Below are 13059 nucleotides of genomic sequence, written 5' to 3' on the forward strand. Positions count from 1 at the left end.
GACGCGGCATTGAGCGGCGCGCGCGGTGACGCGTGGCGAAGGTGTTGAGCGATGCGCGAGCCGAAGCATCGACCGGGGCTGGCCGATGCTTCGGCTGGTCCCGGCCATTGCATCGGCCATTACAACGACCGTTGCGTCGGCAACGTCAGACCGCCGCAACGGCCAGGCCCCGCGCAACCAATGTCAGGCCGGCACCGACTCCACCTGTACCGCCCGCGACCACACGCGATGCTGCTCCGCCGCCTTGATAAACGCCTTCAGGACGTCGGCATGCTGCTTGTCGTCGCCAGTCGCAAGCCCGTCCGCGTGATCGGGCAACTGCGCGGCGGCGAGCACGTCGCGTCCCGCGCCGAGAGCCGCGATCGCCTTCAGATGCTTGAACGCCTCGAGCACGAAATGCCGCGCGTCGCCCAACTGCGCGAGGACCTTCGCGCCCGCCGCGCCGCCGACGACGATCACCGCGTCGAACATCACCGACGGCAAGCCGGCAATCGTCGCGTCCGGCGCGAGGCCGTCGATTTCGGCGAGCGTCGGCGCGATCAGCATCGGGTTCGCGCCTTCACTGCTCAACGCCTGCCGCAACTGTTTGATCGCCGCGCCATCGGAACCGGGCGCCGCCAGTAGCGCGATCTTGCGCGTTTTAATGCCGGGCTTCACGCGATTGAGCAGACTGAGCGCAGGCGAGCTCTTCGGTCCGACGAGCTTGGCGGTGCCCTTCTTCGGCGCCGGCAGACCGAGCCCTTCGGCGACCTTCGCCGCGAGTCCCGCATCGAAGTTGGCCAGGATCTCGTTGACCACGCGCGCGCGAATGTCCGGCTTCGTCACCTTGCCGAGTTCGAACTGATAGGCTGCCGCGATATGGTCCTGCTCCGGCTGCGACATGCTGTTGTAAAACAGCGCGGCCTGCGAGAAATGATCGGCGAACGATTCGCTGCGCACTCGAATCTTGGTGTGCTCGACGCGTTCCTGATAGCTGTCGAAGCCACCGTCTTTCGCGGCCGGATCGGTTTCCTTCGGCCAGCCGCCATTCAGCGAGTTCGGTTCATACGAGGCCTGGCCGACGTGAATCGCCTGACGATGCATCGCGTCGCGCTGATTGTTGACGGACGGGCACACCGGCCGGTTGATCGGAATCTCGTGGAAATTCGGCCCGCCGAGCCGGCTGATCTGCGTATCGGTGTACGAGAACAAACGCCCCTGCAATAGCGGGTCGTTGGTGAAATCGATGCCCGGCACGACATGGCCCGGATGGAACGCGACCTGTTCGGTCTCGGCAAAGAAGTTGTCCGGATTGCGATTGAGCGTCATCTTGCCGACGATCTTCACCGGCACCAGTTCTTCTGGAATCAGCTTGGTCGGATCGAGCAGATCGAAATCGAATTTGTGTTCGTCCGCTTCCTCGACGATCTGCACGCCCAGCTCGAACTCCGGAAAATCGCCGCGCTCGATCGCTTCCCACAGATCGCGCCGGTGAAAATCCGGATCCTTGCCGGCGAGCTTCTGCGCCTCGTCCCACAGCAGCGAATACGAGCCGAGCACCGGACGCCAGTGAAACTTGACGAAGCGCGCGTCGCCCTGCGCATTCACGAAGCGGAACGTGTGAACGCCGAAGCCCTCCATCGTGCGCAGGCTGCGTGGAATCGCGCGGTCCGACATCGTCCACAGCACCATATGGGTCGATTCGGGCACCAGCGACACGAAATCCCAGAACGTGTCGTGCGCGGAACCGCCGGTCGGCATTTCATTCGGCGCCTCCGGTTTGACCGCATGCACGAAGTCCGGAAACTTGATCGCGTCCTGAATGAAGAACACCGGCATGTTGTTGCCGACCAGGTCGTAATTGCCTTCCTGCGTGTAGAACTTCACCGCGAAGCCGCGCACGTCGCGCACGGTATCGGCTGAACCGCGCGGTCCCTGCACCGTCGAAAAGCGCACGTAGACCGGTGTCTCGACAGCCGGGTCCTGCAAAAACGCGGCCTTCGTGTATTCGCCGAGCGACTCGTAGAGCCGGAATACGCCATGCGCGGCCGAGCCGCGTGCATGCACGATGCGCTCGGGAATGCGTTCATGGTCGAAGTGCGTGATCTTTTCACGCATGATGAAATCTTCGAGCAACGACGGGCCGCGCGGACCCGCGCGCAGCGTGTTCTGATTGTCGGCGATCTTGACGCCCTGATTGGTCCGTAGCGCTTCGCCTTGCGGCTTGATGCGATTGCGTTCGAGATCCTTCGATTTCGGATCGCTCGCATCGCCCGCCTGCGCCGCGGGCTTCTGGGTACTCGCTTTACCTGCCATGAGAATGGACTCCTTGGGTTCGGACACGCGATGCGGATACGCATCGGCACGCCGTCAAGGGGCAGCAAGCGATGTTCCAGTGGAAGTGAGGTGCGCGGGTTGCGGCAGAAGTCGCGGCATGATTGCGGCACGAGTTGCGCGTGAAGCGTCGGCGTCGGCCGCGTTCGAGCACGCGCGGGCAGAACCGCGCGAGCGCCGCCGCCCGGCGCCCTCGTGGTCCCGTCTACATGCGCGGCCGGCCAGGCCTCAAAAAGCCTCAGAACCGGTAGTTGATCGACACGTCGGCGACACCGGTCGCGCGACTGCGTGTGATCGGACTGTTGCCCGCGCCGCCGACCAGTTGTTCGAACGCGCCATCGGCGGTCGCGAACCAGTGCTTGTTGAACAGCCAGATCGCGCTGATGCCGAAGCCGACCGACTTGAAACCCGCGCTCGCGTGGTACTGCGAATACTGCGAGTGCGCGGCCTGCTCCTGGTTGACGCCCCACCACGCGTTCATATATTTGGAATCGGCGAGCGATACGTTCGGGCCGGCGAACCAGAAGAACTTTTTCGTGCTGCCCGGCATCGGCATATAGGCGCCGAAGTCGCCGATCCAGCCATTCGAGCCGCCGAAATAGCGGCGGATATCGGCGCGCAGCACGAGCGGAAAGTCTTTCGACACCACGTATTCGCCCGACAGCTTCAGGCCCGGTGCGAAATTGATGTTGCCGAGTCCGTTCAGCTCCTGCGGATCGTCCTGCCCGCGCCGCCCGAGATCGTAGACGGCCGCGAGCGTCATGCGCCAGTTCTCGCCGCGGGCAAAGTTGACGCCCAAACCCTCGCCGCTCGACAGGAAGAACAGATCCTTGTAGCGCACGTCGATGCTCGGTCCGGCCACGACGTGATAACGATCCGATCCCTCGAAGCGCGGCTGGAACGAAGTCGCCGCGCCGAGCCGCACCTGCCAGTCGGGAATGTTCTCCTGATACATCTTCTGCAACGGAACGCCGACCGAGTATTGCCACTCGCCGAGTGGCGATGGCGTCTGCGCGAGTGCGGACGCCGGTAGACAGGCGATCCCGCCAAGAGTCGCGGCGATAAACGAATGCGCCACGATGCCGGTTTGTTTATTGCGAGGTTTGGCGCCCCGCTTATTTCTACGGCTGTTCAACACCAGAAGCCTCCGATCTCATCTATCGCGAAGAGGTTAGGTTTCTCGCCCGGGGCCCATCGCAGGCCCGCAAGCTCGGGCGACTGACGCACTGCTACTTTCGTTATGTAATTTTTCCAGTAAACGCTCCACGCTGCAGCGAACACGCCAGGTACCGCATCGGCGCGCCGGTGATAACGGGCAGCAGGGCCAGCCGGCAGCTTTCATGTGCAGCGCAGCAACGCGGAAAGCCGACCGGCGCAACGGACGTGCGCAAGATATGCGCCACCTGTGTGGAAGATTGATGAATGGAGCGTCGGACGACGCGGATTGATGGGTCGAATGACCGGCGGCGTAATGGGGATCAGCAAGGGATCAACAGGGATCGCGTGGAGGGATGGCGATCCCGGCCCGCGGCTCTCGGCGCCGCCAGCAGCGTGGCGCCGAGAGCCGGTCGCGCCTTACTGTGCGGCCTGGACCAACACCGGCTTGTCGCGATACAGGTTCGGAAACAGACGCTTCAGATTGGTGATTTTCGGCATGTCGTTGAACACGATATAAGCCGAATCCGGATGCAGCGTCAGGTAATTCTGGTGATACCACTCGGCGGGATAGAAGCCCTTGTACACCTCCGCTTTCGTGACGATCGGCGCGGGGAACGCGTGCGATCTGTCAAGCTGCGCGATGTAACTTTGCGCGACGCGCCGCTGCGCATCGCTGAGCGGAAACACCGCCGAACGGTATTGGGTGCCGCTGTCGGGGCCCTGCCGGTTCAGTTCGGTCGGATCCTGAATCACCGAGAAATAGACCTGCAGCAACTGGCCATAGGTGACCTTGGCGGGATCGAAGGTGACCTGCACCGATTCCGCATGCCCGGTCTCTCCGCCGCTGACGGTCTCGTACACCGCGGTATCGCGCGCGCCGCCCGAATAGCCGGACACCGCTTTTTCGACGCCGCGCACGTGCTGGAACACGCCCTGCACGCCCCAGAAACAGCCGCCCGCGAATACCGCGGTTTCCTCGTGCGCAGTGCTCGCGGCGACCGGTTCGTCGAGCGCCGGCGGCGCAATCACGACCCCGTTCTCCGCGGATACCGCCGTGCGTTGCGCGAACAGCAACGCGAGCGCGCCGGTGCCGAGCAGTAACGACAACGCGACGATGCGCGAGCGCGGGCGGCGCGCCGTGCTGCCCATAGTGCTTGCACTGCGATTGCTGGCGATATGTTTGCCGCTATCCATGCGATCTCTCCTGATTTGATCCGCGTTGATCCGCGTTGGCGCCGTCGATGCGAGCGCGAATTCCTATGCTTGATCTGTAAACACTAGTCGGGCCGCGCGTCATCCCGAGCGTTGTAAAAAAAGTCCGTGCCGTGGCCCCGCTGCTGTGCGAGGAAGGTCCAAAGCGGAGCCGAAGCCAGGCGTTCCGTGCGCACGCCGTTTGCAACAGCATGCGCGTGTTTTCTTACCGCAGCACGGCCCCGCGTGAACTCAAAGCGGGAATTGCGTCGTCGACAGGATTTCCTTCAGCACCATAAACGAGCGGATCTGCCGCACGCCTGGCAGATACAGCAGTTGCTCGGCATGCAGACGGTTGAAGCTGTCGCTGTCGCGCGTGCGGATCACCATGAAATAGTCGAACTCGCCGGTCACCACGTGGCACTCCATGCAGCCGGCCACCTTCTGCGCGGCTTTCTCGAACTCGGCAAACGACTCCGGCGTCGAGCGGTCGAGCACCACGCCGATGATCACGAGCATCCCCGCGCCGGCCGCCTTCGGGTCGAGCAGCGCGACCACGCCACGAATCAGCCCCGACTCCTTCAGACGTTCGACGCGCCGCAAACAGGCCGGCGCACTCAGCCTGACCTTGGCGGCCAGCGCGACATTCGAAATCGACGCGTCGGCTTGCAACTGCCGCAGGATCGCGCGATCGATGCGATCGAGCGCGGGCAGCGGATCGGCGCGGGCCGAGGACGCGGAAGATGCAGAAGACGGCGAGGACCTGGCCGCGGAGCGTGAACTCGCGCGAATTTTTGTTGCGTTCATAAGCGTCTACACGAAGTTTTATTAAAAATAAAACGATCTGATCTTTTCCAAAGTACGTGCAGCGGATTTTTTTCGCAAGCTCATTTCGCGCGCCTTTTTCTACCATGGACTCACCGCTTTTCACCCCACTGGAGCCGCGATGAACCTGCAACGATTCCCCCGCTACCCGCTCACCTTCGGCCCGACGCCGATCCAGCCGCTCAAGCGTCTGAGCGATCATCTGGGCGGCAAGGTACAGCTCTACGCCAAGCGCGAGGACTGCAACAGCGGCCTCGCGTTCGGCGGCAACAAGACCCGCAAGCTCGAATATCTGATCCCCGAGGCGCTCGCGCAGGGTTGCGACACGCTCGTGTCGATCGGCGGCATTCAGTCGAACCAGACCCGTCAGGTGGCGGCCGTCGCCGCGCATCTCGGCATGAAGTGCGTGCTCGTGCAGGAGAACTGGGTCAACTATTCGGATGCCGTGTATGACCGCGTCGGCAATATCCAGATGTCGCGGATGATGGGCGCCGACGTGCGGCTCGTGCCGGACGGCTTCGACATCGGCTTTCGCAAGAGCTGGGAAGACGCGCTCGACAGCGTGCGCGCGGCCGGCGGCAAGCCGTACGCGATTCCGGCGGGCTGCTCGGATCATCCGTTGGGCGGCCTCGGCTTTGTCGGTTTCGCGGAAGAAGTGCGGCAGCAGGAAGCCGAACTCGGGTTCAAATTCGACTACGTGGTCGTATGCTCGGTGACGGGCAGCACGCAGGCCGGCATGATCGTCGGCTTTGCCGCCGATGGCCGCGCCGATCGCGTGATCGGCATCGATGCGTCGGCGAAACCCGCGCAGACGCGCGAGCAGATCACGCGGATCGCGAAGCAGACCGCCGAGCGCGTCGAACTCGGCCGCGACATCACGGCGAACGATGTCGTGCTCGACGAGCGCTACGGTGGCCCCGAATACGGTCTGCCGAACGACGGCACATTGGAGGCGATCCGCTTATGCGCGAGGCTGGAGGGCGTGTTGACCGATCCGGTCTACGAGGGCAAGTCGATGCACGGGATGATCGACAAGGTGCGCAATGGCGAGTTTCCGGAAGGCTCGCGCGTGTTGTACGCGCACCTGGGCGGCGTGCCGGCGTTGAGTGCGTATAGCTTTATTTTCCGCGACGGTTGAGCGTCGATCGAGCGTGGTTTGAACGTAGCCAACGGCGGCTGGCGCGGCCGATTGGCCGCTACCCCGCCAGCCTTTTCTTCAGATGCCTGCGCAGGAATTCGACGAACGCGCGGATCGTCAGCGAGCTTTGCCGATGCCGCGGATAAACCGCATACACGCCCGTCGCGGCCGGCAGAAATGCTTCGAGCACGGGCACCAGCTGACCGCCGCGCAGCGCATCGGCGACGATAAAGTCCGGCAGCCGCACGATCCCCAGCCCTGCAACAGCCGCATCGCGAATCAGATCACCGTTATTGGCGCGCAGCGGCCCGCGCACCTCGACGTTCTTCACCGCGCCGTCGATGCTAAATTCCCAGTTCACCGCGCCGCCATGGCCGTACAGCAGGCACTCGTGGCGCGCGAGATCGGCGGGCGTGGCCGGCGTGCCGCGCCGCCGCAGATACGCGGGGCTGCCACACGCGACCATCTTCACGTCGACCAGCTTCTGCGCGATCAGCGACGAATCGGGCAGCGTGCCGATGCGGATCGCCATATCGAAGCCCTCGCCGACCACATCGACGGTGCGGTCGCTCAGTTCCATATCGAACCGCACGTCGCGATGCTCGCGCAGAAACGATGCGACCAGTGGCGACAGATGCATCATGCCGAACGACATCGGCGCACTGACGCGTAGCAGCCCGCGCGGACCGGCGCGGCGCAGTGACATCGCCTGCTCGGCCTCCTCGACTTCGCCGAGTATCCGCCTCGCCCGCTCGTAGAACTCCTGGCCGAGATCGGTCACGGCCAGCTTGCGCGTATTGCGGATCAGCAATTGCACGCCGAGCGCTTCTTCGAGCGCCATCACGCGGCGGCTCACGAACTGCTTGGACAGCGACAGCCGGCTCGCCGCTGCGGTGAAGTTATGGGCGTCGACAGTCGCGACGAAGATCCGCATGTCATCGAGTTGCATCTTATTGTCCACTCATAGGTGACAGTGTTTCGGCTTTCACGCTGATTATAGCCATCTGGATTGACCTACACTGTCATTCATGGATCGCAGCCAAACATCTGGCCCGGATCGCACGACAACTCAAGGAGAAAACAGCATGCTCGAAATCAGACACGCCAATCAACGTGGCCGCGCGGAACACGGCTGGCTCAGCTCGCGTCACACGTTTTCGTTCGCGCACTATCACGATCCGAAGCAGAACGGCTTCTCCGACCTGCTGGTGATCAACGACGATCGCGTCGCGCCGGCGCAAGGGTTCGGCAAGCATCCGCATCGCGACATGGAAATCTTTTCGTACGTGCTCGAAGGCGCGCTCGAACACAAGGACACGATGGGCACCGGCTCGGTGATCGTGCCCGGCGATATCCAGTTGATGAGCGCCGGCACCGGCGTCGCGCATAGCGAATACAACCATTCGAAGAGCGAGCCAGTGCACTTCCTGCAGATCTGGATTGCGCCGGCCAAACAGGGCAGCGCGCCGCGTTATCAGCAGCGGCACTTCAGCGCGGATGACAAGCGCGGTGTGTTGCGGCTCGTGCTGTCACCGGACGGCGCCGGCGATTCGCTGCAGTTGCAACAGGATGCTCGCGTGTACGCGGGGCTGTTCGACGGCGACGAAACCGCGCGGCTCGAACTCGCCAGCGACCGCTATGCGTATATCCATGTGGCGCGCGGCAGCATCACGGTGAATGGCGTCGAACTTGGCGAAGGCGACGGCGCGCGGGTGCGGGGCGAGGAAGCGTTGAGCCTGTCGCAAGGCCATGATGCGGAAGTGCTGGTGTTCGATTTGCGGAACATCGAGACTTCGGCGCTGTGGGCTTGAGCGCAAATAAAAACGGCGGCCCACAGGCCGCCGTCCTTCATCACAACAACGTCGAACTACAGCATCAAGCCACTGCTTCGGCTTCAGCCTCGACTTCTTCGTCCGCGCTGGTGCGGATCAGGTGATCGAACGCGGACAGCGATGCCTTCGCACCCTCGCCCACCGCGATCACGATCTGCTTGAACGGCACCGTGGTCACGTCGCCAGCCGCGAACACACCCGGCACCGACGTCGCACCGCGTGCATCGACGACGATCTCGCCATGCTTCGACAGTTCGACCGTGCCCTTCAGCCACTCGGTGTTCGGCACCAGACCGATCTGCACGAACACGCCTTCGAGCTCGATCTTCTTCACTTCGCCCGAAGCGAGGTCCTTGTACACGAGGCCATTCACCTTGTTACCGTCGCCGGTGATTTCGGTGGTCTGCGCTTGCGTGACGACCGTCACGTTCGGCAGACTGCGCAGCTTGCGTTGCAGCACTTCGTCGGCACGCAGCGTCGCGCCGAATTCGAGCAGCGTGACTTCACGCACGATACCCGCGAGGTCGATCGCCGCTTCGACGCCCGAATTGCCGCCGCCGATCACCGCGACGCGCTTGCCCTTGAACAGCGGGCCATCGCAGTGCGGGCAGTACGCGACACCGTGATTGCGGTATTCGTCCTCGCCCGGCACGTTGATCTGGCGCCAGCGCGCGCCGGTCGCGAGAATGATCGTCTTCGCTTTCAGCACCGCGCCGTTGGCGAGGCGCACTTCGTTGATGCGCCCCGGAATCAGCGCTTCGGCGCGCTGCACATCCATGATGTCGACTTCATAGCTCTTCACGTGCTGTTCGAGCGCGGTCGCGAACTTCGGTCCTTCGGTTTCCGTCACCGACACGAAGTTTTCGATCGCCAGCGTGTCCAGCACCTGGCCGCCGAAGCGCTCGGCCACGACGCCCGTCGCGATGCCCTTGCGCGCCGAGTAGATTGCGGCCGCGGCACCGGCGGGACCGCCGCCGACGATCAGCGTGTCGAACACCGGCTTCTTTTCCAGTTCCTTCGCGGCCCGCGCGCCGGCATTGGTGTCGAGCTTCGCGAGGATTTCCTTCACGCCGCTGCGGCCCTGGCCGAATACGTCGCCGTTCATGAACATCGTCGGTACCGCCATGATCTGGCGCGCTTCGACTTCGTTCTGGAACAGCGCGCCGTCGATTGCGACGTGACGGATGCGCGGGTTGATCAGCGCCATCACGTTCAGTGCCTGCACGACTTCCGGGCAGTTCTGGCATGACAGCGAGAAATACGTTTCGAATTGATAGTCGCCGTCGAGATTGCGGATCTGTTCGATCACCGCATCGTCGAGTTTGACCGGATGGCCGCCCACCTGCAGCAATGCCAGCACGAGCGACGTGAATTCATGTCCCATCGGGATGCCGGCAAAACGGATGCCGGAGTTCTTGCCCGCTTCGCCGATCGAAAACGACGGCTTGCGCTCGTTGTCGCCGCGGCGCTCGATCACCGTGACGCGTTCCGACAACGTCGCGATATCGTTCAGCAGAGCCAGCAGCTCCTGCGATTTCGCGCTGTCGTCGACCGACGCGACCAGCTCGATCGGCTTGCTGACTTTTTCGAGGTACGTTTTCAGTTGAGTCTTAAGATTAGCGTCGAGCATGGCGTTGCGTGTTCCGTGACGAGGGTGGAGATTCCCGGTGCGACACCGCGCTCGGATAAAACGCGGGCGACCGGGGACACGCGAAGCGCCGTATCAGGCGCCTCGCGTCGTAATGCACCGGGGCGTTCCCGGTCGATTCAGACTTTGAATCCAGCAGCCAGAACGGCTGCCGAAGACCTTAGATCTTGCCGATCAGGTCGAGCGACGGGGTCAGCGTTTCAGCGCCCGGGGTCCACTTGGCGGGGCACACTTCACCCGGGTGAGCCGCGATGTACTGAGCAGCTTGCACCTTGCGCAGCAGTTCGCCCGCGTCACGGCCGATGCCGTTGTCGTGCACTTCGCACAGCTTGATCTCGCCTTCCGGGTTGATCACGAACGTGCCGCGCAGCGCCAGACCTTCTTCTTCGATCAACACGTCGAAGTTGCGCGAGATGGCGAGCGTCGGGTCAGCCAGCATCGGGTACTTGATCTTCTGGATCGTGTCCGACGTGTCGTGCCATGCCTTGTGCGTGAAGTGCGTATCGGTCGAAACGCTGTAGATTTCAACGCCGAGCTTCTTGAAATCTTCGTAGCGATCTGCCAGGTCGCCCAGTTCGGTCGGGCACACGAACGTGAAGTCGGCCGGATAGAACACGAAAACCGACCACTTGCCCTTCAGGTCTTCTTCAGTAACGGTCTGGAAATCGCCGTTGTGATAAGCCTGTGCTTTGAACGGTTTGACTTGACTGTTGATGATCGGCATTTGCTGAGTCCTCTTTCAGGGTGGTTGGAAAGTGGAGTCAGTATGTCAGACTACGCTTAATAGGTAAAGCGGATTGTTTTAATTATATTGATAGCCTTACGCTATTTATTTTTCCTCCACTGGCTATTGGATTGTCCGGCGGGCCCGTGATCCGGATGTGTCAGGTTTTCAGCAGACGCCACAACGTAGTTCGGCCGATTCCGAGCGCGCGGCTCGCGGCGGCGCGATTGCCGCCCGAGCGTTCGAGGGCGCGCAATGCATCCGCGCGGGTGGGCGTCGCACGGGCCGGTGTGCTCGTTGCCGTGCTCGCCTCTGCACTTCCCGGCACGTTATTGGCCGCATCGAGCGCCGCCGGGCCAATCCGGCCGAACTCCGGAAACACCGCTTTCCAGTCGGGCAACGCATCGGCGGGCGAGTTCCCCGCCAAATCGTCTGCCGAATGGGCGCTCAGATCGCCGACATAAATCGCCGCGCGCGCCAGCAGATTTTCCAGTTCTCGAACATTGCCTGGCCACGCGTAAGCCGCGAAAAGCGGTCCAAGCAGCACCAGCACCTGTTCGAGCGCCGCGTCCGACAACCCGTACTGCAGCGCCGCGCGGGCCAGCAAATGACGCGCAAGCGGCGCGATATCGGCACGCCGCTCCCGCAGCGGCGGCAATTTTATCTGAAGCAGATTCAGGCGGAAGTACAGGTCCGCGCGAAACGCGCCCTGCTCGACGAGCGCCTGCAAGTCGCGATGCGTCGCCGCGATCACGCGCACGTCGACTGGTATCGCGCGGCCCGCGCCGAGCTTCATCACCTCGCGTTCCTGCAGCACGCGCAGCAGCCGGCTCTGCAGCGCGGCCGGCATTTCACCGATTTCGTCCAGAAAGATCGTGCCGGTATGCGCGATTTCAAACAGCCCTGGCTTGCCGCCGCGCCGCGCGCCGGTAAACGCGCCCTCCTCGTGGCCGAACAGCTCGCTTTCGATCAGCCCCTCGGGCAGCGCCGCGCAGTTGAACGCGACGAACGGATTGCCGCGCCGCCGGCTCGCGTTATGGATGCCCTGCGCGACCAGTTCCTTGCCGGTGCCGCTTTCGCCGCTCAGCAGCACGGTCGCGTCGTGCGCCGCGCCGGCGCGCGCGAGCCGGCGCACTTGCGTGAGCGCGGCCGATTCGCCGATCAGATCGTCGAGCCGATGACGCGCGACCAGATGCCTCGGCCGCTGACTGGTGCGCAGCGACCGGTCGATCCGCTGCGCGACGAGCGCATCCTGCGCGGTCACGACGAAGCCGGCGCGACCGCCCTGCTCGACGATCGGCACGCAGTTGACGATCAGCGCGCGGCCGCCGATCTGCTCGATGCGCTCGTCGACGGGCTGCTCCGCGGTGCGCATTTCGCGCAGCAGCGGCGCGAGCGCGCGCGTCACCTGCAGCCGCGCCCGGCCGGGCTGCGGCTCGTCGGCGAGGCCCAGCAGATTGAGCATCGCCGGATTGACGGCTTCGAGCTGACCGGCATCGTCGAACGCGGCGACGCCGTCGCGCAGATGCGCGACGATCGTATTCAGCCGCATCCGCCGCGATTCCTGCTGACGGCTCACCCGAGCGAGTTCGACCGAACGCTCGAACGCCTCTTCGACCGCGCCGAGCGAATACAGAAACACGCTCTCCATGCCGGCCTGCTGCGCCAGATCGCAAGCCATGCCCGGCCCGATGATCACGCCGCAGCCCGCCTCGACGAGCTGATTGACGACACGCCGCACGTCGTCGATCGAGCGGTACGCGCGCTGGATCAGATCGACGTTGATCCATGGGCCTAGCTCGTCGAGTTCGTGCGAGACAGCTTCGTGCAGCACGAGGCCGATCCGGGCGCCCGGCCATGTGGCCGTCGCGTGCGTGATCGCGTTCAACACGTCGAAGCCGTTCACCTTGACCATCACGACCGGCACGTTCAGATGCGCCTGCAGATACGCGCCGTTCGATCCGGCGGCCAGCACGACGTCGATGGAACCGGCCTCCACATAGGCCTGCAGCGCGGCAACGGCCGCCCCATAGCCCTCGCGGACCGGGAAACATCTTGCGCGCGCCGCATAGCGCGGCGCGACGGTCTCGCAAAGCGACTGCAGCCGGCTGATACTGACGAATGCGACGCCCGGCAGGCCGGCGGCTGGATTGGCAGCGAAGGACGTGAGCGTGGACATGGCGGCTCTCCTGCGTCGAAGCCTGGACTTAAAGAAAGCGCAGCTTCGAGG

At 63.6% G+C, this 13059-nt stretch carries 10 protein-coding genes; 2 read left to right on the forward strand and 8 right to left on the reverse strand.

Going from position 1 to position 13059, the window contains the following annotated elements; genetic code table 11:
• Positions 1-183: 183 nt before the first annotated feature.
• The 4 genes from katE to L0U82_RS25985 all read right to left on the reverse strand — a co-directional run bounded on the left by katE (position 184) and on the right by L0U82_RS25985 (position 5469).
• Positions 184-2295: a catalase HPII gene (gene katE, locus L0U82_RS25970; RefSeq protein WP_233835664.1), complete on the reverse strand. Its 2112-nt coding sequence runs from the start codon at positions 2293-2295 to the stop codon at positions 184-186.
• 256 nt (positions 2296-2551) lie between these two features.
• Complete coding sequence (locus tag L0U82_RS25975) at positions 2552-3451, reverse strand: MipA/OmpV family protein (protein WP_233835665.1); 900 nt, start codon at positions 3449-3451, stop codon at positions 2552-2554.
• A gap of 437 nt (positions 3452-3888) precedes the next feature.
• Positions 3889-4620: a peptide-methionine (S)-S-oxide reductase MsrA gene (gene msrA / locus L0U82_RS25980; protein ID WP_233837502.1), complete on the reverse strand. Its 732-nt coding sequence runs from the start codon at positions 4618-4620 to the stop codon at positions 3889-3891.
• Positions 4621-4914: 294 nt separating this feature from the next.
• Positions 4915-5469 (reverse strand): Lrp/AsnC family transcriptional regulator, encoded by a 555-nt coding sequence (locus L0U82_RS25985; protein WP_233835666.1) that lies wholly within the window; start codon positions 5467-5469, stop codon positions 4915-4917.
• Between the two features lie 139 nt (positions 5470-5608).
• On the opposite strand from L0U82_RS25985, the gene L0U82_RS25990 reads away from it, so the two are divergent.
• Positions 5609-6625, forward strand: a complete 1017-nt coding sequence (locus L0U82_RS25990) for a 1-aminocyclopropane-1-carboxylate deaminase (RefSeq protein WP_233835667.1) — start codon at positions 5609-5611, stop codon at positions 6623-6625.
• A gap of 58 nt (positions 6626-6683) precedes the next feature.
• Here the strand turns inward: L0U82_RS25990 and L0U82_RS25995 are convergent, their stop codons facing one another.
• Complete coding sequence (locus L0U82_RS25995; RefSeq protein ID WP_233835668.1) at positions 6684-7574, reverse strand: LysR family transcriptional regulator; 891 nt, start codon at positions 7572-7574, stop codon at positions 6684-6686.
• A 136-nt stretch (positions 7575-7710) separates the two neighbouring features.
• On the opposite strand from L0U82_RS25995, the gene L0U82_RS26000 reads away from it, so the two are divergent.
• Complete coding sequence (locus L0U82_RS26000) at positions 7711-8436, forward strand: pirin family protein (RefSeq protein ID WP_233835669.1); 726 nt, start codon at positions 7711-7713, stop codon at positions 8434-8436.
• A gap of 64 nt (positions 8437-8500) precedes the next feature.
• Here L0U82_RS26000 and ahpF read toward each other — a convergent pair whose 3' ends face one another.
• The 3 genes from ahpF to prpR all read right to left on the reverse strand — a co-directional run bounded on the left by ahpF (position 8501) and on the right by prpR (position 13008).
• A complete protein-coding gene (gene ahpF, locus L0U82_RS26005) occupies positions 8501-10087 on the reverse strand; it encodes an alkyl hydroperoxide reductase subunit F (protein ID WP_233835670.1) in 1587 nt (528 codons plus the stop codon).
• A 178-nt stretch (positions 10088-10265) separates the two neighbouring features.
• Positions 10266-10829 (reverse strand): alkyl hydroperoxide reductase subunit C, encoded by a 564-nt coding sequence (gene ahpC, locus L0U82_RS26010; protein WP_233835671.1) that lies wholly within the window; start codon positions 10827-10829, stop codon positions 10266-10268.
• A 160-nt stretch (positions 10830-10989) separates the two neighbouring features.
• Positions 10990-13008 carry a propionate catabolism operon regulatory protein PrpR gene (gene prpR / locus L0U82_RS26015; protein WP_233835672.1) on the reverse strand — a complete coding sequence of 673 codons (2019 nt, stop codon included), beginning with the start codon at positions 13006-13008 and terminating at the stop codon, positions 10990-10992.
• Positions 13009-13059: the final 51 nt, after the last annotated feature.

Source organism: Paraburkholderia sp. ZP32-5, assembly GCF_021390495.1.
GTDB lineage: Bacteria > Pseudomonadota > Gammaproteobacteria > Burkholderiales > Burkholderiaceae > Paraburkholderia.